Origin of the sequence: Streptomyces winkii (assembly GCF_032248595.1) — a bacterium.
In the GTDB taxonomy this organism is placed as follows: Bacteria; Actinomycetota; Actinomycetes; order Streptomycetales; family Streptomycetaceae; genus Streptomyces; species Streptomyces winkii.
In genome coordinates this window covers 259,312-284,400 of the sequence record NZ_JASTTH010000008.1, presented here as the reverse complement: position 1 = coordinate 284,400, position 25,089 = coordinate 259,312, and the positions used below count along the sequence as shown (strand labels likewise).

Here is a 25,089-nt window from a genome sequence, read left to right as displayed (position 1 = left end):
CGCCGCCTCTCACATCCGGCTTTCCGGCACGGCCGGGCCTCCGCCTGTCCGCCCCCTCTTCGCCGAACGGCCCCCGGTCCAGGGCGGCCCGTGAACACCGCGGGAGACCACGGCCGTTCGCCCGTGACCTGTCGGAACCGGCGAGTCCTGCCGGGACGACGTCGCTAGGGTGTGGGGAACGGCGTGAGACGTGAGGCCGCAGTCGATTGGGGGGAGCCATGGAGCCGCTGGAGCCCGGGGATCCGCGGACTGCGGGCCCGTACCGGCTGACGTGCCGGCTCGGCTCCGGCGGGATGGGCCGCGTCTTCCTCGGTGAGTCCCCGGCCGGGCGCCGGGTCGCCGTCAAGGTCGTACGGGAGGACCTGGCGTCCTCCCCCGGCTTCCGCGACCGCTTCCGGCGCGAGGCCCGACTCGCCATGCGGGCGGGCGGGTTCTGGGCGGCGCAGGTCGTCGACGCCGATCCGGACGCGGCCATGCCGTGGATCGCGAGCCAGTACGTCGACGGCCCCTCGCTCGCCCAACGCGTCGCCCGGCAGGGCCCGTTGGGCGAGGACGAGGTGCGCAGGCTCGGCCTCGGGCTGGCCGAGGCGCTCGCGTCGTTCCACAAGAACGGCTTGGTGCACCGCGACCTCAAGCCCTCCAACGTCCTGCTCGTCGACGACGGTCCGAGGGTCATCGACTTCGGCGTCTCCAAGGCTCTGGAGACCCTGGAGACCTCCGGAGGAGCGGATCTCACCCGGGCCGGAACCATCCTCGGCACGCCCGGATTCATGTCTCCGGAGCAGGCGCTGGGGCGGCCCGCGGGCCCGCCCTCCGACGTCTTCTCGCTCGGCGCGCTGCTGGTCCACGCGGCGACCGGCGCCGGGGCCTTCGGCGACGGGCCCTCGCACGCGCTGCTCTTCCGCGTCGTGTACGAGGCTCCCGATCTCGGCGCTGTGCCGTACGGCCTGCGGGAGTTGGCGGAGAGCTGCCTGCGGAAGGCCCCGGAGGACCGCCCTTCCGCGGAGGAACTCGTCACGCGCCTCGCCAACCAGCAGCCGGCGGCGGTGCCCGACCCACGCGTCGAGCCGGACAGCGTGCCAACGGGCAGGGCCACGCCGGGCAGCGGCGCGCCGGAACGGATCGCGCCGGAAACCGCCACGCCGGGGAACCTCGCGCCGCAGAGCGTGCCGACGGGCCCGTGGCCGGGGGTGCAGAGCGACGATCCGCACGCGGACGCCGTCGCCACCACCGGGCCGCAGCACGTCAGTTCGGGGAGTCCGGCAGCCGCGACCAGGCCGCCCGTACCGGGCGCGCGGCAGGTCCGGCCCGCCGCCGGAAAGGCCGGAAAGGCAGTCGAAGAGGGAGCCGCAACGGGAGCCGAGCCGGCGGCTGTGCCCGCGTTCGCGGTGGAGGAGTGGGGCCCGGCGGTGCTGTGGCGCCGCCTGCGACGGCCGGGGCGCTGGGCGGCGGGGATCGTGGGCGTGGTCGTCCTCATGAAGCTGACGTTCGACGTCGCCCCCATGCTCTTCGTGTACGCGGTCCTCGGCATGTCGGCGTACGTGCTCTACCGGCTGAAGGTCTCACTGCCGCTCCTGCGGGCCAGGGAGCTGCGGATCGGAGCGGACGGGCTCTTTGTGCGGCAGGGCCCGCACACGCTGACCGTGCCCTGGCGGGACGTCGCGTCGGTGACGTTCACCAGGGAGAAGAACATGCGGGAACTCGCCCTGACGGTGGCCCTGGAGAAGGGCGCGGGCACGCACGTCCCACAGCCGCTGAGCCCGGGTGAGGGCGTGCTGAGGTACGTGATCGTCTCGTCCGCTGAAGAGAAGACGCGCACCCGCGCGGCAGAACTCGAAAGCGCGCTGCGCACCTTCGCCGGCGGCCGCTACCAGCAGACGCTTCCCACCTCGCACTGACGGCCCTGAGAGGGCGGGCGTGAGTCCGCAGAGGCGTGAGTAGTGACTGCTCACGCGCGCACACCACCCGCGGTGACAGGCTGCCGGGTGGTCGGGCTGCGCCCGACGGTCATGAGGGGAGGGCCGGTTCCATGGGCGATGACGCTCGACCGCCGGACGCCGGGCAGCGGGCGGACGGCGCGGCGGCGGCACAGGACGGCGGCGACGGGACCGTACGGCAGTGGCGCCGTCATCAACTCCTGGCGTTGAGCGGGGCGGCAGCGGCGTCCACGGCGCTGACGGGACTGGCGACGAACGTCTGGCATGTGCCTGCCGGCCTGTGGTTCCTCTGCTTCGCGGCCCTGGTGCTGGCGGCGAAGCGGCGGCTGCGGCGCATGTCCGTGGCCGTGACGCCGTCCTGGCGCGTGCTGTGGCTCGTGATCGGCGCGTGGGCGGTGTCGCTGGGCCTGACCGTCGAACTGGCGCCGGGCCGCTGGTGGATCTGGCCCGCCGCGGCGGGAGTTCAGCTCGCCGCGGGCGCTGTGGGCACCTGGTGGACCGAGCGCTGACGCGCCGGCGCGGCCGTACGCGGGCGACCCCGCCCCTCCGCCCCGCTCCGCCCCCGGGGCTCAAGTGGCAAGCCGCGACGGCGTGTTCACGTGAACGCGTGGCGGCGGGATGCCGCGTACCGTGGGCGTGAGGTGAATCTGCGTCAGGCGAATCCGCGGGGGCGGCCGGAATGGAACAGAGCGGGGTGCACAACTCCTTCTCCGGCAACGCCACTTACGTCATCCAGGCCGGAAACATCTTCGGGGACGTGCAGTTCCACGGCGCACCGGCGGAGAGCGCGCAGGACGCGGCGGCCCGCGAGCTGGCCCGTACCGTCCACGCCCGGTTGCGGGACGAGGCGGCGGCACGCGGCCTGTCGGGCCGGGCACGGCTCGCGGTGCGCTGGACCGCGGAGCGGACGTCGGCCGACCACCCGGAGAACGTCGGCGGCGCCGTACCCGGGCAGGGCGACGGGCTCACGGCCCTGACGGCCGCCTACCGGAACCTTCCCGCGCGGCGGCTGGTGATCCTCGGCGGGCCCGGCGCGGGCAAGACCTCGCTGGCGATCCTGCTCGCCCTGGAGCTGCTGCGCACGTGGTCGCAGGGCGCGCCCGTTCCGCTCGTCGTGCCCGTCGCGTCGTGGAACCCGGAGCGCGAGCATCTGCACGCCTGGCTCGCCCGCCGGGTCCACCAGGAGTACGGCACGCGCCGGCTGGACCGGCGGCGCGTCCGCGAACTCGTCCGGGACCTGCGGGTGTTGCCCGTGATCGACGGATTCGACGAACTGCCTCCCCCGGCACGGGAGAAGGCACTGGCAGGCCTCAACCGCGCGCTGGCCGACGACGCTCCGCTGATCCTCACCTCGCGGACCGCGGAGTACACGCATGCGGCGGGCGGCGAGGACGTGCTGGCGTCGGCCGCGGTCGTACGGGCGGAGCCGGTGCCCGCAGCCGCGGCCGCGGAGTATCTGCGGCGCACGTGCCATCCCGAACGCCTCGGCGACTGGGAGGAGTTGCTTACCGCGCTTTCCGCGGACGCCGCCCACCCCGTGGCGCGTGCGCTCTCCTCTCCCCTCATGCTGTGGCTGACGCGCACGGTGTACGCGGGACGGGACACGGCGCCCGCCGAACTCCTGGACGGGGCCCGCTTCCCCGAACCGGAGTCCGTCGAGCGGCACTTGCTGGACTCTCTGGTGCCCGCGGTCTTCCCGGCCGTGCCCTCCTCTCCTGACGGGCCGCGGTCGGCACGGCCCTGGGGTCCCGAACGGGCCGAGCGCTGGCTGCGGTTCCTCGCGCTCCACCTCACACGCATCCGCAGCCGGGAGTTCGCCTGGTGGCAGCTGCACCGCGCGAGGCTGCCGTCGCTGCTCGGCGTCCCGGCCCTGTTCGCCGGCTCCGCCCTGCTGGTGGGGGCGATGGCGGGGCTGACGGCGTGGTGCACCGAGGACGCCGCCCAGCGGGTGCCCGTCGCCCAAGGGGCCTCGGTGGCCCTCGCGTTGGCGCTGGCGGGCGGCGTCGTCCACCGGCTGCTCCTCGCCACGCGCGGGGATCTGCCGCAGCGGCCCATCGCCCCGCTGAGAAGATGGCGCCCTCAACTGGCGGTGCTCCTCGTCGTGATGCTGGTCTTCGCGTCGGTGATGCAGTTCCTGCTGCGGGACGGCCCCTCACTGGTCGTCGCGATCGTCCTGCCGGGCCTGCTGATGCTCGTCCTCGGCCGTCCCGCCGATCCGGACAACGCCTTCGGCCCCGCCGAACTCCTCGACGAGCAGCGCAGAAGCACCGTCCTGACGCTGTCGGTGGTGAGCCCGGCGCTCGGGGCCGTGGGCGCCCTCGCGGCGACGGGCGCCGGGACGGCGGCCGTGATCACGACATGGGTGGTGGGCAGCGCCGGTGCCGCGGGCACGGTCGCCATCCTCAGCCCCTGGAGCCACTGGCTGCTGACGCGGACGGTGCTGGCCTCGGTGGGCGCGCTCCCCTGGCACCTGCTGGGCTTCCTCGGGGAGGCGAACCGGCGGGGCGTGCTCCGCCAGACGGCGGGAACATGGCAGTTCCGGCACGCCCTGCTCCAGGAACGCCTCGCGGACCCCGCCCGCCGCGCCCCTGTTCGTACGGCCTCTGCCCGTACGCCCGTTGCCCGTACCCCCATTGCCCGTACGGCCTCTGCGCGTGCGGTTTCTGCTCGTACGAACGTGGCCGCCGCGTCCGCCCAACAGGCCGGGGAGGTACGGGTCTCCGGGCCCTCCCGGCCCAGACGGCTGTGGGCCAGGGCCCGGATCTATGCCGTGCCCTGGACCATCGCGGCCGTGCGCATCGTGCAGATGGGCGTCGAGCACGACTGGGACGTCGTCGGAGGGTGGCTGCTCGTCGCCTTCCTGACGCTGCTGCCCGTCGTGCTGGACCTGTGCGAGCCCGCCGTCGTGCGCCGCAAGGCCGAACTGCGCCTGGACGACGAGCTGATCGAGGTCACGATGCGCGGGCGTACGGTCTCCGTCCCCTGGGCGGACGTCGCGGAGGTGGCGGTCCGCACCCACGAGAGGTCCGCCGGTACGCACGATCGCCCGATGCTGCACGTCCGCCTGCGGCCGGAGGCGGTTGCGGGGCCGGGGCTGCGAGCCGACAGCGCCGGGTGGATCGCCCTGTGGCCCCTCGGCAGCGAGGGACCCGGCGAGCTACCGCCCCAACTGGCCGGAGCGCTCGGCACGTTCGGCGGCGAGCGCTGGACCGGGCAGGCATAGGGCGCGTCCGCGAGCGGCGTCGTTCTCCCCGTGGGCCTCGGCCCGGGTGGGGGTCCCCAGCGCGAGCGGGGGCTGCGCGGTCTTGGCGCGTGCTGGGGGCACCTCCGGCGGAGCCCGGGGGTGAGGCGGAGGTGGAGGCACCACCCGGGCCGCCCAGGCCCAGGGGCAGTGCTGTGCCGACGACCGGGAACGCAGCGTGGGCGCCCCCCTGACCAGCGGCCAGGGGCGTGCGGCCAAGACCCCGCGGCCTGGGGGCGATTCACCTCGCTGCGCTGGGGCCCCACCCTGACCGTGTCCGGGGGCGGGTCTTTGCGGGCGCCCTGGGGCGTCCGCAGGATCCCGCGCGAGCCGAACGGAGGCCCCGGGCACCGCCGTTCGCCCCCCCGTTCGCCCCCGAGCAGAACCGCGACCGTCACCCGGCGTCGCCGAGTACCTCGCGGAGCCTGCGCGCGAAGGCCTCCGGCTGACCCGCGTATCCGAACTCCCCGCCCAGGAAGCCGCCGTGGTGGCTGGGGAAGACCGTCGCCTCCTGGCCGAGCAGCTCGGCCGTCGCGAGCGAGGTGCGTCCGGTGAAGGTGTCCCCGGTCTCCTCGCCCACTGCGATCACGACGCGCGTGGGCGCCGCGGCGAGCGCCTCGACGTCCGGCCGGTAGCTGCTGACCGCCCAGGAACGGTCGGAGAGCAGCGGGTCGTCGCGGGAGCCGTCGTCCTCGGACGGCATCCCGAACGCGGCGGGATCCGGCGCGGGCCGGGCGAAGTAGTCGTCGGTGAATTCGCCCGGCCACGACGTCATGCCGATGAAGGCCGCCATCCCCGCGCCGGCGCCCTTGTCCTCGTACACGTCCCGGACGGCGGCCCGCGCGCGCTCCGCGGCCCCCGCGTCGGGAAGCACGGGGATCAGCGGCGGCTCGTGCGCCACGAGAGTCGTCACGTCGCCGGAGTACGCCGCGACGAGGGCGAGCGCGGTGACCGCTCCGCCGCTGCTGGCGAGCATCTCGACGGGGCCGGCGCCGAGCGCCTCGATCAGGGCGTGGACGTCGCGGGCCTGGGTCAGGGGATCGTGATCGGTCCGGCCGTCCTTGCGGGTGCTGCGGGCGAGGCCGCGCGGGTCGTAGGTGACCACGGTGCGGTCGGGGAAGTGCGATCTCAGTGCGGCGAAGCCGCTCGCGTCCATGGGCTGGCCGATCATGACCAGCGGGGGACGTCCGCCGGCGGGCGGCAGTTCACCGTGGACGTCGTAGGCGAGGTCGGCCTCGGGTGTCTCGAGTATGTGCGTCGTCATGAAGGTGCCGACCCGTTCCGGGCCGGGAACTCATCGGAGCCGCACGCCGCACGCCTCACGCCTCCGCGCCGACCGCGGACGGGAGCGTCACCGATCGCCGCCGGACAGGAGCCCCGCGCCCGGCCCCACCGGGCCCGATGCGGCCGTAGTGCCACATCCCACGCCACGACCTGCGCACTTTTGGAAAAACGGAACTCACGCGGGCGAGCGCACACCTAGCCTCAGTGCCATTGCCACCGTGTCTCCCGTACACAGGCGTACCCAGGGGGAGTTCGTGAGTGCTGTTCGCCAAGACCCGACCGCCGCGCACCGCGTCCCGAGCGGTGCACCGGCGGAGTTCCCCTCCCGGCGGCCGCACCGCTCCCGGCGCGGTCGCGGACTGAGCACTCGATGAGCGAGAACGACCGGTACGCGCTGCTCGTCGGGGTCTCCGTCTACGACCACGGCGCGTACCAGGGTCTCCCGTCCGTCCGCGCGAACCTGCACTACATGCGGGCGGTGCTGGAGAGCACGGAGATCGGCTCGTACGACGGCTGCGCGATCGCCGCCGAGCCGACCCGCGCCGAAATGCTGCACGCCGTCGGCTCCTTCCTGGAGGACCGCCGGTCCGGTGAGACGGCCCTGCTGTACGTCAGCGGGCACGGGGAGTTCTGCGAGGACGACGGCCAGCTGTACTTCCTCACCCGGGACACGGACCCGTCCGACCTTCCGGGGACCGCCGTGGCGGCCTCCTTCCTGGAGCGCACGCTCCAGTCGTGCCGGGCCACTTCGAAGATCGCCCTGCTGGACTGCTGCTCACGTGAGAGCGCGGCGCAGGGCCGTACGGACGGGAGCACAGGCCGGAGCGCCCTGGAGCCCACCGCCAGGAGCACGTTGCTGCGCCCCGCCGGCGTGCACTTCATCACCGCGTCCGACGCTCTTCAGGACCCCTCCGCGATGTCGCCGTCCGGTTCGGCGCCCGGCACGTCCCGGTTCACGGGCGAGATCGTCGAGGGCCTGCGCACGGGACGGATCGAGCACGACGGCGACTGGATCACGCCGGACGACCTCTTCGAGGATCTGGCCTCCCGGATGGCGGGCCACGGAGTGCCGGAGGAGCAGCGGCCCGCCAGGGCGGCCGTCCACGCCGTGGCCCGGAGTGTGCCGTTCGCCCGCCCCGCGGCGAGCCCGGTGAACCTGCCGCCCCCTTCCGTCGTTCCCGGGGACGGACCGGACGCGGGAGCGGGCGCCGACGTGGGCGAGGGCGTGGACTGGCGGCGGCTCCTCCAGTACTACGTGCACTGCCTGGGCGCCGGCACCGCGGCCGGGATGATGCCCGCCCGCGACACCGGCCGCGACTACACGTACTTCCTGGTGCACGGTGCCGCGGAGGCGATCCAGTCGGGGCTCGCGGGCTCCCTCCCCGCGCCCCCGAAGCTGCACACCGGCTCGCTTCAGGAGTACTGGTACGGCTACCCCGCCGTCACGCTGCCGGGCTCCGACACCGGTGGACGCCGGCGCAACGGCATGCGGATCGCCCCGCTGCTGATCCAGCCGCTGGAGTTCGCGCAGGACGAGAACGGTGACGGCGTGCTCCGTCCGACGGGTGTGCCCGCGCTGCACACGGGAGTGGTGACGGAGATGCTGGCGGACGACGACGCCGCGGACCTCCTCGCCCGCTGGCAGCCGGCGTGGCAGGAGGGCGACCCGGCGCAGATGGTGCGCGCCGTACGGGAGTTGCTGGACGAGTTGGGGTTGCCGGAGCTCGAATGGCTGGAGTCGTCGGCGCTCGACGAGGAGTCGGCGAGGTGGTCGCTGATGCCCGGAGCGCACAACGTCGCCGTACTGCTCACACCCTCGGGATGGGACCGCGTCGCGACGGAAGGCCTGGTCGACAACCTGCTCCAGATCTCCGCGAAGACCGACCAGATCCCCGGGACGGCTCTCGCCGCGCTGGTCCACGGCGGCGCCCACGCCGACGTCCAGGGCGACGCCCCCGGTGCGGACCCCGCCGCCGCGGCCCACTCCGTGGTCGCCCCGGGGCCGTGCAACGAGAGCCAGGAGCGGGTGATCGCCTCCGCGATGACGCGGCCGCTCACCGTGGCCGCCGGCCCGCCCGGCACAGGCAAGAGCGAGCTCGTCACGGCCGTGGTCACGACCGCGGTGGCCTCGGGCCAGTCCGTGCTGGTCGCGTCCACGGACAACGAGGCGGTGGACACCGTGGCCGAGCGCTGCGACTCCGTCGCGCCGGGCCTGCTCATGCGGACGGGCAACTCCGAGGCCCTGGTCGCGGAGGCCGCCAAGCTGGAGCGGCTGCTGGCCGGCGCTCCGCAACCGCCGCCCGCGCGCGGCTCCGCGACCGTGGCCGGGGACCTACGAGCCGCCCGCGCGCGGGCGGACGTCGAGCGCGACGAGGCCGGCCGCCTGGTCGCCGGGGAGCAGCGCCTGCTCGGACTCCTGCGGAAGCAGGAGCACCGGGCCGAGGCCCTCGGGATACCCCCGCGGCTGCTGGCCCGGATCTGGACCGGCGACGGCGACGCCGCACGTGCCGCCGAGTGGCTGGAGAGCGCCAAGTCGGCGGCGGAGGCCCGGTCGTTGTTCGCACGCTCGCGCCGGCGCCGCGTCCTCGAACCGCTCGTCGCGGCCCTGGACGAGGCGCCCGGTCCCGCTTGGCACGAGAGGCCGGGCTGGATGTCCTCGGGGCCGGTGACGTCCGATCTGCTGTCCGTACTGGCCGACATGCTCGCGGCGGAGCTTCGGCTGAGAGAGCTCCGGCGCGAGCATCCGGCCCGCAGCGAGCGGCAGTTGGGACAGCGGCGCCGGGAGACCGCCGCCCTGCTCTCAAGCCTGTCGGACGAGCTGTCGCGGGCCGTGTCCGCCGAGGCCCTGGCCCGGGCGCACACCTCGATGGGCGAGCGCCTCCAGACTCTGCGCAACAAGCGCGGCAACCAGCGGAGCCAGCGCAACCTCCTCCAGGACGTCAGGGGCTGGGCCATCAGCACCCACTCGGTGCGTCAGCTCGAACTCGTGCCGGAGCTCTTCGACTTGGTCGTCATCGACGAGGCGAGCCAGTGCTCGGTGCCGTCCGTGCTTCCCCTGCTCTTCCGGGCCCGGCGGGCGCTGATCATCGGGGACCCGGCGCGGCCGGGCCATATCCCCGGGGTCTCGCCGCAGCAGGAGCGCCAGGCCCGGCTCCGAACCGGGCTGAGCGCGGCCCAGTTGGAGGACCGGCGGCTCACCTACCACGTGCACTCCTCGTACGACGCCGCCGCCCGCAGCGGCGCGGCCGCTCTCCTGCTGGACGAGCACTACCGCTGCCATCCGCGGATCGCGGACGTGGTCAACGCGCATTGCTACGCGGGGCGTTTGCAGATCATGACCGATGTGCGCGTGCAGGTTCCGGCGGCCGATCCGGTGGGAGCGGCCGATCCGGCCCCGGCGCTGGGCTGGGTGGACGTGCCGCTCGGCACGCCGGAGCGCGGCCCCGGCGGCACGTCCTGGCACAACGAGGCCGAGGCCGAGGCGGTGCGCGACCTCGTGGCGAAGCTCCTCACGCGGCTTCCGGACGACGCCCGGATCGGCGTGGTGACACCGTTCCGGGCCCAGAAGGAGGCGCTGGACCGGCTGCTGCCGCAGCAGCGCGTACGCGTGGGAACCGTACGGGCCTTCCAGGGCGGGCAGCAGGACGTGATGGTGCTGAGTCCCGTGGCGACGACCGGCACCCCGGAGACGGCCGTGCGGTGGGCGGCGAGCCGGGTGAACCTGTGGAACGCGGCCGTCTCGCGGGCCGGGTCGCAGGTGATCACGGTCGGAGACCGCGCCTTCTGGCAGGGACTCACGGGGCTGCCCGCGCTTCTCGCGCACCGGTCGGCGGTACTGCGGCCGGGCATGTACGAGGACCCGGACGGCACGGCAGCGCCCCCGCCGCCCGACGCCGAAGATCCCGTGTTCCGGGGCGAGTTGGCCGATCGGCTCCAGCGCTCCCTCGCGTCGCACGGGATCACCGCGTCGGAGCGGTCCGCGGTGGTCGGCGGCCGCACGGTGGATCTGCTCTTCACCGCGGACGGAGAGAACACGGCGGTGCTCATCGACACCGGCCCGCCGCCGGGTCTGGACGCGGCACGGCACCACCGGCTCGCACACGCACGGGGCGAACTGCTCGTCGGCCTCCCCTCCGGGGGTCGCGGAGCGAAGGCGGCACCGGTGTCGCGGACGGTGCGCCTGCCGGCGTGGCGGATCCTCGCGGGCCAGGAGACGGTGGGTCCACTGCTCGGCTGAGTGTTCCGGGGGTCCGTTACAGGGCGCCGGTTCGCCGCCGGACGGCGGTCACGCCTTGCGGAGCCTGGCCGCCAGTGCCGGGGACTTGTATCCGGTCGACCTGCGGGTGATCCAGGCCTGAAGGTCCGGTGGGCGCAGCGCGGCACCGCCCACGAGGTAGACGCCGACGAGCAGCACCGCTCCCGCCACGGTCGCCACCAGCGTGATCGTCACGGCGAGGCTGAACCCGTCCACGATGCCCTTGGTCACGGCGAGGTGCAGCAGCGCGGGACCGACCAGGAAGGCGGCCTCGGAGCGAAGGAGTTCGACCAGGGCGAAGGTCGCGCCGATCTGTGCGGCGGGGGCCGAGAGTCCGGCCATGAACAGGCCGGGCGTCACGCCCGCACCCGCACCGAACCCCAGGAAGACCGAGGCGATGGGAACGACGTACGAGGCGCTGGAGGTGTCCGTGCCCAGCAGTACGGCTGCGCCGACGCCGACGCTGAGCAGACCCCCGAGCGCCAGGCAGGGGGTCCAGCGTGTGGTCAGCAGCTGCCGGAAGAGGATCGCGGCGACCACCACGCCGGGCAGCATGGGCGAGAGGAGCGCGCCGACCTCCAGAGTGTCGAAGCGCGCCACTTCCACGAGATAGGACTCGGTGAGCTCGATCAGCGTGGTGAAGGTCGCCCCGACGAGCATCGCCGCGGCGACGCCCGTCACCGGCAGGGTGTTGCTCACCGGCCGCACCGGCATCAGCGGCGAGGACGAGCGGTACTGGCTGACCACGAGCAGCACGCCGATGAGCACCCCGACGATGACCGGTACGAGGAACAGCGGGTCGAGGAACGACGCGTGCGTCAGCCAGGCCACTCCGAAGAACGGCAGCACGGTGGCTCCCAGAGCGGGCGGAATCGCCAGCCAGTCGAACTTCAGGTCCGGCACGGGCGGTTCGTTCCTCTCGAAGACCAGCGCACCGATGGTCAGCCCGATCGCGGCGAGCACGGCGACCGAGGTGAACATGTACCGCCAGCCGTCCAGCGTGCCCACCAGGCCGCCCACGAGCGGCCCGAACGTCACCATCCCGAACAGGCCCAGGCTGATCACCGCGGCGGTGGTCGGCAGCCGGTCCGCGCCGTGCGAAAGGATCAGCGGCGGCAGCGCCGCGACGAGCAGCATCCCGGTGGCCAGACCTTGCAGAACCAGCCCGGTCGCGAACACCGAGATCTCCTGCGCGCTGAGAACCAGAACGCTGCTGAGCACGAAGCCCGACTCGCAGACGAGATAGACGTGGCGCCGGGGGAATCGCTGGACCAGGTCCGCCGCCGCCACCGCTCCGAACGCGTAGGCGGCGTTGGACAGTCCGACGGTCAGCTGCAACTGGAACGCGCTCACGCCGAGTTCCTGCCTCAGGACTTGCTGCATGAGGGAGATGGCCGTCGTGAGCACCAGGTACGGACAGAGCGCGAGCAAGGCGACAGCCACCGCGGACGGATAGTGCCCTGCGAGCGGCGCCCTGCCGGAAAGGATCAGGGAGCTGGACCGCACGGGAGCCTCCGAAGTGTGGGGTTGGACGCGGCACTGCCGTCCACGCCGGCACATAAGCAGTCACTCAGCGCTTCGCGGCAGTCACATGGAGTTGCCACGGCAGTCTACGACCCGGCCGGAGAACGGTGCCTGAACTGCGCCGAGGCCCGAGAGCTCCTGGAGTTCGCTCCGCTGGACCGCTCCGCCCCCCGAACCCCTACGTCGTACGGCGCGCGAACAGCGTCGCGTCGTGGATGTCGACCGTCTCGCCGTCGCGGACCATCGTCCGCGGACGCTGCTCGGCCACGAGCACGTCGAAGCCGTCGGGCAGGCCGGGCAGCAGGTCCTCGGCGAGGAACATCGCCCTGCGGTGGCTGGCGCTGAGCCGCGCGAACACCTCGGACGGGGCGTGGCCCACGATCAGGAGGCAGCCGCCGGGCGCGACGGCCTCGGACAGGCGCGCGGCGACGTCGACCATCCCTCCGTCCGGCGGGTGCAGGAAGTGGGTCGTGACCAGGTCGTAGGAGCGGCCGTCCGCTGCGAACGTACGGGCGTCGACCTGCCACCAGTCGGTACGGGCGGCGACTCCGGCATCCTCGGCGTGCCGGGCGGCGCGGGCCAGGCCGTTGGCCGAGAAGTCGGCGCCGGTGACCCTCCAGCCCTGCCGGGCCAGCCAGATCACGTCGCCGCCCTCGCCGCAGCCGACGTCGAGCGCGGTGCCCGGGGTCAGTCCGGTCACCTCGGCGACCAGTTGCGGGTTGGGGTTCCCGCTCCAGATCTTCTCCTCGCCGGCGTACCGCTCCTCCCAGCTCTCCGGCTCGAACACGGCCGCCGCTTCCTCTTCGGTGAGCTCATGTTCGTGTCCACTCATCAGGCTGCTTCCTTCCGGTACTCCGCGACCGCGGACGCGGTCTCTTCGAGGAGGAGGTCGTGGTTGAGGAGCGTCCCGGCCGTCATGCCGTCGGCGGCCGAGGCGACGACCCCGCCGAAAGGTGTGGCCGCGTTGCCGACGACCTTCAGGCCCGGCGTCTCCGGGCCGCCGACGGCGTCGAGCAGCGTGGTGTCGGGGGTCGGCACGGTGGTGACCACCAGCGCGGCCCGGTTCACCGTCTCGCCGTCGGCCAGTTCGACGCCCGTGACGGCGTCGTCCTCGACGACGACCCGGGCGATCTCGCCCGGCACCCACCGGATGCCGCGGGCAGCGAGCTTCTCGGCGTCCTCCCCCTGCGGGGCCGGCCGGCCGTTGAGCAGGATCAGCACGTCCTTGCTCCACTGGCGGAACAGCAGCGCACGCTCGGCACAGTCCGGCCCGCTCGCCACGACTCCCAGGGGCAGGTCGGCGACCTCCCAGCCGTGGCAGTACGGGCAGTGCAGCACGTCCCGGCCGAACCGCTCCGCGAGGCCCGGGATCTGAGGCAGTACGTCGACCACGCCGGTGGCCAGGACCAGCCGGCGGGCGGAGACCGAGGTGCCGTCTTCCAGCCCCAGGGCGAAACCGCCGCTGGTGCGGGCGGCGGAGGAGACCCGGCCGGCACGGACCTCCACGCCGTACCGCCCGACCTCCTCGCGGCCGTCCGCCAGCAGCTCGGACGGCTTCGCGCCCTCCCTGCCGAGGTAGTTGTGCATGTGATCGGCGGGGGCGTTGCGGGGCTCGCCGGCATCGATCACCAGCACCGAGCGCCGGGACCGTCCCAGCACCAGCGCGGCGCTCAGGCCCGCGGCTCCGCCGCCGACGACGACCACGTCGTACGACTCGTTGATGTCCATGTCCGCCAGCGTGCGGACCCCCTCCGCGATTGTGCAAACTTCCTTGCCGGTCTGGCAAAGTGGAGGGATGGCAGAGTTCGACGACGTACTCGACGAGGTCGGCTCACGGCTGCGCGCGCTGCGCACGGAGCGGGGCGCGACCCTGACGGCGCTGGCGAAGAGCACCGGCATCTCGATCAGCACCCTCTCGCGGCTGGAGTCCGGGCAGCGCAAGCCGACCCTGGAACTGCTGCTGCCGCTGGCCCGGGCCCATCAGGTGCCGCTCGACGAGCTGGTCGGCGCACCGGAGACGGGAGATCCGCGGGTACGGGCCAGGCCGATCCGACGGCACGGCCGTACGTACGTCCCGCTGACCCGGCGGCCGGGCGGCGTACAGGCGTTCAAGGTGATCGTGCCGCCGCACGACCCACCCGAGCCGTACGAGCCGAAGGTCCACGAGGGCTATGAGTGGATCTACGTCCTGTCCGGACAGCTGCACCTCGTCCTCGGCCACCGGCGCCTCGACCTCAAGCCGGGTGAGGTCGTCGAGTTCGACACCCACACCCCGCACGTCATCGCCAACCGCGGCGGCCATCCCACCGAGATGCTGGCGCTCTTCGGGCCGCAGGGCGAGCGGATGCACGTGAGGACCGGGACCTGACACGACGTCCTCCGGCCGGGAATCGCTCAGCCCGCCAGAAACGGCGCCAGCACGATCGAGACGAAATCCAGGGAGAAGTGCATCACGATCGGCGCCACAAGGCTTCTCCGCCATTCATAGACAAGGGCGAAGACCAGGCCGATCAGGCCGACCGTCAATACACCCGCGCCGCCTTCGTAGCCGTGGCCGACGGCGAAGACCACCGTCGACAACAGCACCGCCCAGGTACGGCTTTGAAGAGCGCTCTTGAACCGCAGAATCAGATACCCGCGAAAAACGGTCTCTTCGGCGACGGCGACGACCACGACGAGGACGAAGGCGAGCAGCAGTTCGCCGATGTGGGCGGAGGGCAGCAGGCCCGAGGTGCCACCCTGCTGCACGGACAGGCCCGCGCCGTGAAGGGCGGCGGCCAGCAGCTGGCCGCCGAGCAGCGCCACCGCCGAAAAGGCGACCCCGACGAGAACCTCCAGCCAGACGGTGCGGCGCACCCAGCCGATGGCCGCGACAGGCTGCCGGGCCCGCGACAGGAGAAGCAGAACCAGGGCGACCAGACCGGCGTCACGCAGAATCGTCGCGGCGGCGACGAGAGGGAAAGGCAAGGCCCCCTGGCCGGACCCGACGAACGAGAACGCCAATGACGGCACGATGAGCAGCAGGAACACACCTGTCTCGGCCAGTTCTTGACGGCGCGAGAGAACTCCGGCGTGCGACTCGTCCTGCATGCGGCTCCCATTTCGCATTCCGTCCGGTCGACGACCCTTCGAATGCAGACGAAGGTCGCAACTTTGCACGGACGGGGTTCTGACTGCCTGTTTCAACGTAGCGATCCGCAGCTTTCCACAAGGGGCGCACTGCTCCGCGTTGCGGATCGCCCGGGTCACCATCGCCGCCTGACAGCCGCCGCCCATGGCACGCCACCGCGTTCCCGACTGCGTCGGGCACCTCGCTGCCTTCGCTGCGGGCGCCGGCGGCCCTGGCCGGACGTCCACCCCTCCACGTACTCGGCCAACTGCCTCTCAGCTCTGGCCAGTTGGCGCCTCGACTCCAGTCCTCACGCAGGGGCTCGCTGACGGCGCCGGCACAAGCCGAGGAGGGCCGCCTCTCAAACCGGTTTAAAAAATGGAGTCAGAACCATTGACGGGGTCTGTTTCAAACCGGTTAAGTGCCTGCCCAGGCCGTACGGCGGGCAGTTGCCCCCAGCCTGCTGTGCCGCTGCTCGCACGCGGCGGCACCCCGTACCACCCACACCGCACCACCCACACCGTCCGAGAGGAGAGACCGTGCGACGGAGCCCGACGATCGACGACGTCGCCCGGGCCGCCGGCGTCTCCAAGGGCACGGTGTCCTTCGTACTGAACGACCGTCCCGGAGTCGCACCGGACACCAGGGCGAGGGTCCTCGCCGCGGCGGCGGAGCTGGGATACCGGCCCAGTCACTCGGCGCGTGCCCTGTCCTACTCCCGGGCCTTCGCGCTCGGTCTGGTGATGGCCCGGCCCGCCGAGCTCCTCGGGGCGGACCCGTTCTTCCCCGCGTTCATCGCCGGCGTGGAGACCGAGCTGGCCAAGGTGGGGCATGCCCTGGTCCTGCGGGTGGTCACCGGCGGCTGGGACGAGGAGGCCGACGGATACCGTCAACTCGCGGGCGACGGACGGGTGGACGGGGTGTTCCTCTCCGACCTGCGCGTGGGCGACGATCCCCGGCTGGAGCTCCTGGAGGAGCTGCGGCTGCCCGCCGTGACCCTCCAGACGCCGGACACTCCGCACGCCTTCCCCGCCGTCAACCTCGATGAGCGGACCGGGATCCGCGCCGCCGTGGAGCACCTGGCCTCGCTGGGGCACCGGCGGATCGGACATGTGGCCGGGCCTCAGCAGTTCGTCCACGGCCACAGGCGGCGTGACGCCTGGGCGGACACGTTGCGCGATCTCGGCCTGCCCCCGGGCCCGGAGGCGGCAGGGGACTTCACCGCGGCCGGCGGTGCCGCCGCCACCCGGCGCCTGTTCGACGACGGCGAGCCGCCGAGCGCCATCGTCTATGCCAACGACCTGATGGCGATCGCGGGCGCCACCGTCGCGCATGAACGGGGCCTGAGCATTCCCGACGATCTGTCGGTCACCGGTTTCGACGACACCGAACTGGCCCGCCACGTGCACCCGCCGCTGACCACGGTCCGGATGGACGCCCTCGCGATGGGCAGCGCCGCCGCCCGCACGCTGCTCCAACTCGTGGAGAAGGGCGGCGCGGAGAGTGCCGAGCTGCCGCCGGCCGAGCTGGTTCTCCGACGATCCACCGCACCGCCCGCCCCGGGCGGTGTCCCCCGCCCCCGAGTCTCCCAAGCCGACGACGAACCACGGAGCTCCTCATGAAACGAGCACTTCCCCTTGCCATAGCCCTTCTCGTACTGCCGCTGAGCGCCTGCGGCGGCTCCGGCGGCGACGACGGAAAGGCCGCCGCGTCCAAGGGCCCGATCAAGATCTGGTACGCCAACAACCCCGACGAGATCGCGTGGGCCAAGAAGATGGTCGCGTCCTGGAACTCCGCGCACCCGAAGGAGAAGATCCGCGCTCAGGAGATCCCGGCCGGCAAGAGCTCCGAGGAGGTCATCGGAGCGGCCATCACCGCGGGCAACGCCCCCTGTCTGGTCTTCAACACCTCCCCCGCGGCCGTGTCGCAGTTCCAGAAGCAGGGCGGCCTGGTACCGCTCGACGATTTCCCGGGCGCCACGCAGCACATCGAGAAGCGCTCCGGAGACGCGGCCGAGCAGTACAAGTCGGACGACGGCAAGTACTACCAACTGCCCTGGAAGTCCAACCCGGTGATGATCTCCTACAACAAGGACGTGTTCAGCAAGGCCGGACTCGACCCGGACAAGCCCGGCTTGACGACGTACAAGGAATTCCTGGCCACGTCCCAGAAGCTGGTCGACAAGGGCGGAGTGAAGGCCGCGATCTGGCCCTCGCCCAGTTCGGAGTTCTTCCAGTCCTGGTTCGACTTCTATCCGCTGTTCACGGCGGAGAGCGGCGGCAAGCAACTGCTGGAGGACGGCAAGGCACAGTTCAACGGCCCCGAGGGGCAGGCGGTCGCGGACTTCTGGCAGTCGATGTACGACAAGGCCCTGGCGCAGAAGGAGAAGTACAACGGCGACGCGTTCGCCGACGGCAAGGCCGCGATGACCATCGCCGGTCCGTGGGCCGTGAAGGTCTACGACAAGAAGGTCGACTACGGCGTGGTCCCTGTCCCCACCTCGAAGGGCAAGCCGGCCGCGCAGACCCGCACCTTCAGCGACGCCAAGTCGGTGGGAATGTTCAACTCCTGCAAGAACCGCGGCACGGCCTGGGACGTTCTGAAGTTCGCCAGCAGCAAGGAGCAGGACCGCAAGCTGCTGGAGATCACCGGCCAGATGCCGGTACGCGAGGACCTGACGGGCGACTACGCGGACTTCTTCGCGAAGAACCCGAAGTACAAGACCTACGCGCAAGCGGCCGGGAACACCGTCGAGGTGCCCAACGTGCCCAAGTCGATCGCCATTTGGCAGAACTTCCGGGACGCCTATTCGCGCTCGGTCATCTTCGGCAAGGCGGACCCGCAGAGCGCGCTCAAGAAGGCGGCGTCCGAGGTCGAGAAGCTCGCCGCCCAGAAGTGACGAGCGCAGAGAGGTTTTGTTGATGTCCTCGCCCACGCCGGGCGGCACCCGCCCCAGGAGGATCAGGCGGTCCTTCGGCCGCAACCTCCTGGGGCTCGGGTTCGTCTCGCCGTATCTGGCGTTCGTCGCCGTGGTCTTCGCCTACCCGTTCGGGTTCGCGGTGTGGATGTCGTTCCACGACTACTTCTTCGCCGCGCCGAACGCGATCGTGGACTACCCGTTCGTCGGCTTCGAGAACTACGCGGCCGTACTGAGCGACCCGGACGTCCGCCAGGCGTTCGGCAACATCGTCGTCTTCCTGGTCTTCAACGTGCCGCTGACCGTCGGTCTTTCGCTCGTGCTTGCCACCGCGCTCAACGCCAAGCTGCCGATGCGCTCGTTCTTCCGCGCGGCGTACTACCTGCCGTACATCACCGCGAGCGTGGCCATGGTCGGCATCTGGCTGTGGCTCTTCAGCAGCGGCGGCCTGGTGAACAAGCTCCTGGGAGGGCTCGCTCCGGAGCCGTCGTGGCTCGTCAACGAGACGCTGGCGATGCCGCTGATCGCGGTGTTCGTCGCCTGGAAGCAGCTCGGCTTCTTCATCATGCTGTACCTCGCGGCGCTTCAGAACGTGCCGAAGGAGCTCTACGAGTCGGCCGACACCGACGGCGCGTCCACGGTGCGCAAGTTCCTCTCCATCACTGTGCCCGGCGTGCGCCCGGCGACGACGCTGGTGGTGATCGTGGCCACGATCACCGGGGCGAACCTGTTCACCGAGCCCTACCTGCTCACCGGTGGCGGCGGCCCCGACGGAGCGTCCGCCTCCCCCGTCCTGCTCATGTACCAGCGGGGCATCGAGCAGGGAAGCCCGGACGTCGCCGCCGCGATCGGGGTGCTGCTGGTGCTGTTCGTGCTGGCCGTCTCGCTGATCAACCGCAAGCTGACGGAAAGGGGCTGAGCCGTGACGTCCGCCGCCTCCAAGAGCCGGATATCCCGGCTGCTCGTGCTGCTCGCCGGCGCGTGCGCGTTCCTCTTCCCCTTCTACTCCATGGTGCTCGGCTCGCTTCAGTCCGAGCCGAGCTCCGATCCGTCGGCCGTACTGCCCGATCCGTCGGGCCTCACGCTGGGCAACTACGCGGCGATCAACGACCGGGTCCCGCTGTTCAGGGCCGTCGCCAACTCGGGGATCTTCACCGGGGGCGTCATCCTGTGCACCGTCGTGTTCGGCCTTCTGGCGGGCTACGCGCTGGCGCAGATGCACTTCCGCGGCCGGGGCGCGGTCTTCGGGACGGTGCTCCTGGTGCAGCTGGTTCCGTTCCAGCTGCTGATGATCCCGCTCTACGTGATGATCGTCCGCAGCTACGGGCTGGCGGACACATACCTCGGCATCATCCTGCCGTTCGCGATCAACTCGACGGCCGTCTTCGTCTTCCGCCAGTTCTTCCTGCAACTCCCCCGGGAGCTCTTCGAGTCCGCGCGGATCGACGGGGCCAGCGAGTTGGCGATCATGCTGCGGATCGCGACCCCGCTGTGCAAGCCGGCCCTGCTCACCACCGTGCTGCTGACCTTCATCGGTCCCTGGAACGAGTTCCTCTGGCCGTTCCTCGTGACGAAGGACTCGGACATGCAGCCGCTGGCCGTCGCGCTGGCCAACTACATCGCGAACGTCGCCGGACGGGCCGCCAACCCGTACGGCGCGATACTCGCCGGGGCATGCGTGCTCGCCGCCCCGGCCGTGGCGCTGTTCCTCGCGTTCCAGCGCCGCTTCGTCTCCACCGACCTCGGATCCGGCATAAAGGGCTGACACTTGAGCACCGACAGAACCCCCCGTACGAACATCCCCTACACCCTGCGCCGGCTGGGCGTCGTGATGGCGCCACTGCCCGGAGAGGCCAACGAGGCCGAGGGCGTCCTCAACCCCGCGTCCGGCCGCACCCCCGACGGCAGGCTGCACCTGCTGCCCCGCCTCGTGGCCGACGGCAACGTCTCCCGCGTCGGGCTGGCCGAGGTCACCTTCACCGACGGCGTACCCTCCGGCGTCGAGCGCCGCGGCGTCGTGCTCGCCCCCGACGAGGGCTGGGAGCGCGGCAAGAACAACGCCGGCGTCGAGGATCCCCGCAGTACCTGGATCCCGTCCCTCGGCAAGCACGTGATGTCCTACGTCGCCTACGGGCCCCTCGGCCCCAGGCCGGCCCTCGCCGTCTCCGAGAACCTCACCGACTGGACCCGCATCGGCCCGGTCCAGTTCGAGTACCAGCCCGACCTCGACACCGACCTCAACCTCTTCCCCAACAAGGACGTCGTCCACTTCCCCGAGCCGGTCCCGGGCCCGGACGGCGAACCGGCGTACGCGATGCTGCACCGCCCCATGTGGGACCTCGCCTGGTTCCGTCCCGGCGAGGGCACCCACCTCCCCGCAGGTGTCACCGACGAGCGCCCCGGCATCTGGATCTCCTACGTTCCGGTCGCGGAGGCCGAGCGGGACGTCCGCGCGCTTGTACGTCCCCGGCAGCACCGCCTGGTCGCCCTCTCCGAGCACCCCTGGGAAGCGCTCAAGATCGGCGCCGGCCCCGCCCCGATCCGTGTCGACGAAGGCTGGCTGCTCATCCACCACGGGGTCTCCGGCTCCATCGAGGATCCCTTCGTGCCGAACCAGCGGGTGTCGTACGCCGCCGGCGCGATGATCCTCGATCCGGCCGACCCGTCGAAGGTCCTCGCCCGTTCCGAGGAGCCGCTGATGGCTCCGGAGACGGAGGAGGAGCGCTCGGGCACCGTCCCGAACGTGGTCTTCCCCACGGCGATCGAGGAGATCGACGGGAAGTTGTACGTCTTCTACGGCATGGCCGACGCCCACATCGGCGCCGCCCTGCTCGAACGCACCACGTGACGGCGCCGGTTCTCGGCCTCGGGCTGGCCGGCTGCGGATCGTTCGGGGCGTACGTCCTGGATGCCGTGGCCGGCCTGCCCGGCCTGCGCATCGCCGCCGTCGCCGATCCCGACCCCTCGCGCGCGCAGCCGCTCGGCGCACGGCACGGCGCGGCCGTACGCGACGGCCTCGACTCGCTGCTCGCCACGGACGGCGTGGACCTGGTGGCTCTGGCGACCCCGCCCGCAACCCACGCCGGGATGGCCGTCGCCGCGCTCCGTGCCGGCAAGCACGTCTTCTGCGAGAAGCCGCTGGCCACCACCACCGAGGACGCCCTCCGGGTACGGGACGAGGCGGACCGTTCGCCCGGAACTCTCGCCGTCGACCACGTACTTCGCTACAACCCGGTCCTGCGCGCCGTTGAGCGGCTGATCGCCGAGGGCCTCCTCGCCCCACCCCGCCGCTTCCTCTTCGAGAACGACGCGGCCGACGAAGACCTCGGCCCCGGCCACTGGTTCTGGGATCCCGCACACAGCGGGGGCATCTTCATCGAGCACGGTGTCCACTTCTTCGACGCCGCACGCGCCCTGCTCGGCAGCGAACCGGAGTCGGTGCGCGCCACGGCCGTACGGCGCCCGGGCGGCCCCGTCGACATGGTGATCGCGGACGCCGTGCACCCCGGCGGCGTCCTCGCCACCCACCTGCACTCGTTCACCCACGCCCACCGGTGCGAACGCCAACTGATGCGCCTGGACCACGGCTTCGCCGAGTCGCGCATCACCGGGTGGATCCCGGCGTACGCCGCCATCACCGCGTGGACCGACGAGGAGGGCGCGGCCCGGTGGGAGGAACTCCCGTCGAGAACGGCCGAGTTGCTGGCCGTTCCCGGCCTTCGCCCGCACGGCGGCGAGCGCGTCGCCGTCAATGTGCGGCGGGGAGCGGGCAGTTCGCGTCCCGCCCGCGGCAGAGGCGTGGCACGCGGCGTCCCGCACCGTGCCGAGGCCGTGATCGACCTCGGCGGCGAGGACCGCAAGTCGTACGTGTACGCGGAGAGCGTGCGGGCCGCCGTCGCCGACCTGCTGCGCTGCGCGGCCGACGGCTCCACGCCGGTCGCCGACGCTGAGGCCGGTCTGACCGCGGTCGCCGTGGCCGAAGCCGCCACGCGCGCGGCCGCGACAGGAGTCGGCCAGGCGGTCGCCGCGCCCGCGGGAGTTCAGGCGTCCTCGTAGCGGGCGCCGTCTCCTGGCAGGCGCCGTCTCGTAGCGGGTGCTGTCTCGTAGCGGGTGCTGTCCCGCTGCCGCGGCGGATCGTGCGCAGGGTGTGGCCTACGGGGTGAGAAGGCGGCCTACGTGCGGACGGCGCCCAGAGTGCGTTCCGTCCAGGCCGTGTGGCGGCGGCGGAGTTCCCGGGCGGTGAGGTCGGCGCGGCCGAGGCTCGCGTAGTTGGGGACCCAGGTCTCGACGGTGCTGTGGGAACGGCCGAGCGTATACAGGTCCCACAGCGCCATGTCGGGTGGCGGCGCGCCGGATGCGTCCCGGTAGGCGGCGAGGAACGTGTCCGCGGTGGTGGTGCCGGGCCCGTGCAGCAGCGCGAGGTCGAGCCGGCACCAGCCGGCATCGAACCCGCGAGGTGCCAGGCTCGCGCCGGACCAGTCGATCACGCCCGTGAGCACGCCGTCGCGCCACAGTACGTTGCCCGACCAGTAGTCGAAGTGCGACAGCACTCGCGGCTGGGCGGCGAGCCGGCCGGCGTGCCCGTCCAGGGCCGCCGCAGCCGGGCCGGTGCCGCGGCGGGTGGCGGATATTCCGTCCCGGAAGCCGCCGAGTCGCATACGAGGCACGGCGTGCAGCCCGGCCAGGGCGCGCCCGAGGGCGGCGGCGGCTGCGTGTGGATCAGCGGGAGTGATGTCGGCCTGCCCCGGAAGCCGGGTGGTCAGGACGGCCGGTGCACCGCACTGTTCGCCGTGCGGATCGACGCCTATCAGGCGCGGGGCGAAGCCGCCCAGGCCGTCGAGCGCCGTCAGGACCTTCTCCTCGCGGGCGGCGGCGTCGTCGCCGGGCGGGAAGCGCCGCAGCACGACGTGCCGTTCGGGACCGGCTGTCTCCAGCAGGTGAGTGGAGGCGTGGGTGCCGCCGTCCAAGGACCGGACGGCGCGCACGGCGGCACCGTCGCCGGTGCCTGTGCCTGTGCCCGTTCCGGGGCCAGGGCCGGTTCCGGTACCGCTGCCGGTTCCGAGGAGTCCGGCCACCCACGCGAGCGCCCGGGCCGGCGGATCGCCGGACGACCACGGCCCGTCGTCAGACGGACGGGGAGGAGGAGCAGTCACGGAGCCACCCCAGCACGCCGCGACGTACGGCGGCCAACGAATTCCAGGCGCCGCCAACGCACATGCCACCGGGCGGGCGGTGAGGGACAGGCCCCCGCCGCCCGCCCGGAGCGGGCCCGCGGACCGGAACCCGAAGCGTGCAGCAGTCTCCCGGAGATCAGGAGCCGGCCGGGAGCCGTCCCTCCGTGATGAACCACTCGCGGCTGATCGGCGGGAAGTTGATCCGCTTCGACGGACGGTCGCCGATGACCACGAACGGCAGCTGGGCGAAGAGGGAGCTCTCCAGGGTCAGTCCGCCGAAGAGCTTCCACGAGCCGCTTCCTTCGGCGGGTTCTCCCTGCGCCTGCCCCGGGAACTGGGCGGTCGCGCGCAGATACGGGCCGAAGAAGGCCTCCACGCCCACCGTGTCGTAGAGGCTCACGTTCGCCTCGGGGCCGAGCAGCGTCCGCAGCTCGCCCTGACCCGAAACGTCGGCCTTGCCACCCGGGAGGGCCGAGCCGTCGGCGTGCGAGTCGGACTCCCAGCCCGTCTCCTTGGCGTAGCGCGTGCCGACCTTGACCGATCCGGTCACGTCCTGGTCCACGTCCACCTGGAGCCGTCCGTCGGCCCGCGCCTTGAGGACGAGCGTCAGCTTCACGGTGACGACGACCGGCACCGGACCGACCATGATCACGGGGTGTGCCGTCATCTCGGCGAGAGGAAGGCGCTCGGCGGCGCGGGGTTCCACGACGCCCTTGACGCGCCACCCGGCCTTGTAGTCGCCCCCGATTCCCAGCGACGCGGTCGCCTCGGCCGGGTCGGCCGAGCCGTGACCGTCGTAGGAGAAGTCGACCTTCGGTGAGATCTCCAGATGCCCGCCCACTTCGGGCGGGGGCGCGGGGTCCTGGTCGTCCGGGGAGCCGGGCAGTTGAGTGTCGAAGTCGAAGCTCAGGTTCCCGGCGTCAGCCGCGCGTCCGGCCTTGCCCGAAGTGCCGGATGCGCCACGGGAGTTCTTCGCGGAGCCCCGGGTCACGTCGAGACCCTTGACCATCGGGTCGACCTTCCACTCCGAGGAGGGGACCGGGACCTTCCCGTCGGCCTTGGCACCGCCGAAGACCTCCGTGAGGTCGGCCCGGGAGGTGCGGAGTTCGGCCTTCCCGCCGTCGGCGGAGCCCACGTCCTCGACCTTGACGAGCGCGCCCGCGGGGGCGGCCTTGGTGGGCGGGCTGGCGATCACATCGCCCTTGCGGACGTCGATGGCGCCGGTCTGAGCGTTCCGGCCCTGCCGGCTGAGAACGGCCCGGCCCTTCTTCGCGTCGTACGAGGAGAGCGTGACGTCCGTCTTCTTCAGAGTGTTGGGGCCGCCGCGGTCCGAGGGGCGGTTGATCCTCGCCGACTCGGAGTCGCCGGCTCTGACGGAGAGTTCGGGTCTTCGGCTGTTGTCGTCCGAATCGCCCGGAGACGACTCGCTGCCCGCAGCGTAGGGAACCACGCTGCCGGCGACCAGCAGACCGGATATGCAGATCGCGGCAAGATAGGCGCGGCTAGTAACACGCTTCACGTGGACCTCTTCGCTCGCGCGGGCACGAGGCCCGTGGGGGGTGGATCGGCGCAAAGTACTACCGCGGCACCGGAGTTCCAAGGCTTAGCGCCAACACACGGCTCCGGACCGCCTCATTCACTCCAGATC

At 72.2% G+C, this 25,089-nt stretch carries 18 protein-coding genes; 11 read left to right on the top strand and 7 right to left on the bottom strand.

Annotated features, from left to right (window positions below; genetic code table 11):
• The first annotated feature begins 218 nt into the window (after window positions 1–218).
• The 3 genes from QQM67_RS24750 to QQM67_RS24740 all read left to right on the top strand — a co-directional run bounded on the left by QQM67_RS24750 (window position 219) and on the right by QQM67_RS24740 (window position 5,160).
• Window positions 219–1,898 carry a serine/threonine-protein kinase gene (locus tag QQM67_RS24750; protein WP_314176570.1) on the top strand — a complete coding sequence of 560 codons (1,680 nt, stop codon included), beginning with the start codon at window positions 219–221 and terminating at the stop codon, window positions 1,896–1,898.
• 131 nt (window positions 1,899–2,029) lie between these two features.
• The gene (locus QQM67_RS24745; protein ID WP_314176569.1) at window positions 2,030–2,446 is read left to right on the top strand and encodes a hypothetical protein; all 417 of its coding nucleotides are present in this window, start codon (window positions 2,030–2,032) and stop codon (window positions 2,444–2,446) included.
• A gap of 170 nt (window positions 2,447–2,616) precedes the next feature.
• A complete protein-coding gene (locus QQM67_RS24740; RefSeq protein ID WP_314176567.1) occupies window positions 2,617–5,160 on the top strand; it encodes an NACHT domain-containing protein in 2,544 nt (847 codons plus the stop codon).
• A gap of 412 nt (window positions 5,161–5,572) precedes the next feature.
• On the opposite strand, the gene QQM67_RS24735 is transcribed toward QQM67_RS24740, so the two are convergent.
• On the bottom strand, window positions 5,573–6,442 hold the full coding sequence (locus QQM67_RS24735) for an alpha/beta fold hydrolase (protein WP_314176566.1): 870 nt from the start codon (window positions 6,440–6,442) through the stop codon (window positions 5,573–5,575).
• Between the two features lie 390 nt (window positions 6,443–6,832).
• Between QQM67_RS24735 and QQM67_RS24730 the strand changes: the two genes are divergently transcribed.
• The gene (locus QQM67_RS24730) at window positions 6,833–10,699 is read left to right on the top strand and encodes a caspase, EACC1-associated type (RefSeq protein WP_314176564.1); all 3,867 of its coding nucleotides are present in this window, start codon (window positions 6,833–6,835) and stop codon (window positions 10,697–10,699) included.
• A 48-nt stretch (window positions 10,700–10,747) separates the two neighbouring features.
• On the opposite strand, the gene QQM67_RS24725 is transcribed toward QQM67_RS24730, so the two are convergent.
• From QQM67_RS24725 to QQM67_RS24715, 3 genes are all read right to left on the bottom strand, one after another.
• A complete protein-coding gene (locus QQM67_RS24725) occupies window positions 10,748–12,223 on the bottom strand; it encodes an MFS transporter (RefSeq protein WP_314176563.1) in 1,476 nt (491 codons plus the stop codon).
• A 196-nt stretch (window positions 12,224–12,419) separates the two neighbouring features.
• Window positions 12,420–13,073, bottom strand: coding sequence for a class I SAM-dependent methyltransferase (locus QQM67_RS24720; RefSeq protein WP_314176561.1), 654 nt, complete (start codon window positions 13,071–13,073; stop codon window positions 12,420–12,422).
• Complete coding sequence (locus QQM67_RS24715; RefSeq protein ID WP_314176559.1) at window positions 13,073–13,969, bottom strand: NAD(P)/FAD-dependent oxidoreductase; 897 nt, start codon at window positions 13,967–13,969, stop codon at window positions 13,073–13,075. The genes QQM67_RS24720 and QQM67_RS24715 overlap by 1 nt, the downstream gene beginning before the upstream one ends.
• Window positions 13,970–14,036: 67 nt before the next feature.
• On the opposite strand from QQM67_RS24715, the gene QQM67_RS24710 reads away from it, so the two are divergent.
• Window positions 14,037–14,609 (top strand): helix-turn-helix domain-containing protein, encoded by a 573-nt coding sequence (locus QQM67_RS24710; RefSeq protein WP_314176557.1) that lies wholly within the window; start codon window positions 14,037–14,039, stop codon window positions 14,607–14,609.
• 26 nt (window positions 14,610–14,635) lie between these two features.
• Here the strand turns inward: QQM67_RS24710 and QQM67_RS24705 are convergent, their stop codons facing one another.
• Window positions 14,636–15,331 carry a CPBP family intramembrane glutamic endopeptidase gene (locus QQM67_RS24705; RefSeq protein ID WP_314176555.1) on the bottom strand — a complete coding sequence of 232 codons (696 nt, stop codon included), beginning with the start codon at window positions 15,329–15,331 and terminating at the stop codon, window positions 14,636–14,638.
• A 558-nt stretch (window positions 15,332–15,889) separates the two neighbouring features.
• Between QQM67_RS24705 and QQM67_RS24700 the strand changes: the two genes are divergently transcribed.
• The 6 genes from QQM67_RS24700 to QQM67_RS24675 all read left to right on the top strand — a co-directional run bounded on the left by QQM67_RS24700 (window position 15,890) and on the right by QQM67_RS24675 (window position 22,323).
• Entirely contained in the window at window positions 15,890–16,972 is a 1,083-nt protein-coding gene (locus QQM67_RS24700) for a LacI family DNA-binding transcriptional regulator (protein WP_314176553.1), read from the top strand.
• Window positions 16,969–18,249: an extracellular solute-binding protein gene (locus tag QQM67_RS24695; protein ID WP_314176551.1), complete on the top strand. Its 1,281-nt coding sequence runs from the start codon at window positions 16,969–16,971 to the stop codon at window positions 18,247–18,249. Before QQM67_RS24700 ends, QQM67_RS24695 begins: the two co-directional genes overlap by 4 nt.
• A 22-nt stretch (window positions 18,250–18,271) precedes the next feature.
• Window positions 18,272–19,186 carry a carbohydrate ABC transporter permease gene (locus QQM67_RS24690; protein WP_314176549.1) on the top strand — a complete coding sequence of 305 codons (915 nt, stop codon included), beginning with the start codon at window positions 18,272–18,274 and terminating at the stop codon, window positions 19,184–19,186.
• Between the two features lie 3 nt (window positions 19,187–19,189).
• Window positions 19,190–20,032: a carbohydrate ABC transporter permease gene (locus QQM67_RS24685; protein ID WP_314176547.1), complete on the top strand. Its 843-nt coding sequence runs from the start codon at window positions 19,190–19,192 to the stop codon at window positions 20,030–20,032.
• 66 nt (window positions 20,033–20,098) lie between these two features.
• Window positions 20,099–21,115, top strand: coding sequence for a glycoside hydrolase family 130 protein (locus QQM67_RS24680; RefSeq protein WP_314176816.1), 1,017 nt, complete (start codon window positions 20,099–20,101; stop codon window positions 21,113–21,115).
• Window positions 21,112–22,323 carry a Gfo/Idh/MocA family protein gene (locus QQM67_RS24675; RefSeq protein WP_314176545.1) on the top strand — a complete coding sequence of 404 codons (1,212 nt, stop codon included), beginning with the start codon at window positions 21,112–21,114 and terminating at the stop codon, window positions 22,321–22,323. The genes QQM67_RS24680 and QQM67_RS24675 overlap by 4 nt, the downstream gene beginning before the upstream one ends.
• Window positions 22,324–22,439: 116 nt before the next feature.
• Here the strand turns inward: QQM67_RS24675 and QQM67_RS24670 are convergent, their stop codons facing one another.
• Together QQM67_RS24670 and QQM67_RS24665 are read right to left on the bottom strand one after the other, a co-directional pair.
• The gene (locus QQM67_RS24670) at window positions 22,440–23,252 is read right to left on the bottom strand and encodes a phosphotransferase family protein (RefSeq protein ID WP_314176543.1); all 813 of its coding nucleotides are present in this window, start codon (window positions 23,250–23,252) and stop codon (window positions 22,440–22,442) included.
• 325 nt (window positions 23,253–23,577) lie between these two features.
• Complete coding sequence (locus QQM67_RS24665) at window positions 23,578–24,960, bottom strand: hypothetical protein (RefSeq protein WP_314176541.1); 1,383 nt, start codon at window positions 24,958–24,960, stop codon at window positions 23,578–23,580.
• Window positions 24,961–25,089: the final 129 nt, after the last annotated feature.

What these genes read in the sequence shown, in the direction of transcription:
- QQM67_RS24750 (WP_314176570.1), top strand. Translation starts at nt 219, where the DNA reads ATGGAGCCGCTGGAGCCCGGGGATCCGCGGACTGCGGGCCCGTACCGG.
- QQM67_RS24745 (WP_314176569.1), top strand. Translation starts at nt 2,030, where the DNA reads ATGGGCGATGACGCTCGACCGCCGGACGCCGGGCAGCGGGCGGACGGC.
- QQM67_RS24740 (WP_314176567.1), top strand. Translation starts at nt 2,617, where the DNA reads ATGGAACAGAGCGGGGTGCACAACTCCTTCTCCGGCAACGCCACTTAC.
- QQM67_RS24735 (WP_314176566.1), bottom strand. Translation starts at nt 6,442, where the DNA reads ATGACGACGCACATACTCGAGACACCCGAGGCCGACCTCGCCTACGAC.
- QQM67_RS24730 (WP_314176564.1), top strand. Translation starts at nt 6,833, where the DNA reads ATGAGCGAGAACGACCGGTACGCGCTGCTCGTCGGGGTCTCCGTCTAC.
- QQM67_RS24720 (WP_314176561.1), bottom strand. Translation starts at nt 13,073, where the DNA reads ATGAGTGGACACGAACATGAGCTCACCGAAGAGGAAGCGGCGGCCGTG.
- QQM67_RS24715 (WP_314176559.1), bottom strand. Translation starts at nt 13,969, where the DNA reads ATGGACATCAACGAGTCGTACGACGTGGTCGTCGTCGGCGGCGGAGCC.
- QQM67_RS24710 (WP_314176557.1), top strand. Translation starts at nt 14,037, where the DNA reads ATGGCAGAGTTCGACGACGTACTCGACGAGGTCGGCTCACGGCTGCGC.
- QQM67_RS24705 (WP_314176555.1), bottom strand. Translation starts at nt 15,331, where the DNA reads ATGCAGGACGAGTCGCACGCCGGAGTTCTCTCGCGCCGTCAAGAACTG.
- QQM67_RS24695 (WP_314176551.1), top strand. Translation starts at nt 16,969, where the DNA reads ATGAAACGAGCACTTCCCCTTGCCATAGCCCTTCTCGTACTGCCGCTG.
- QQM67_RS24690 (WP_314176549.1), top strand. Translation starts at nt 18,272, where the DNA reads ATGTCCTCGCCCACGCCGGGCGGCACCCGCCCCAGGAGGATCAGGCGG.
- QQM67_RS24680 (WP_314176816.1), top strand. Translation starts at nt 20,099, where the DNA reads ATGGCGCCACTGCCCGGAGAGGCCAACGAGGCCGAGGGCGTCCTCAAC.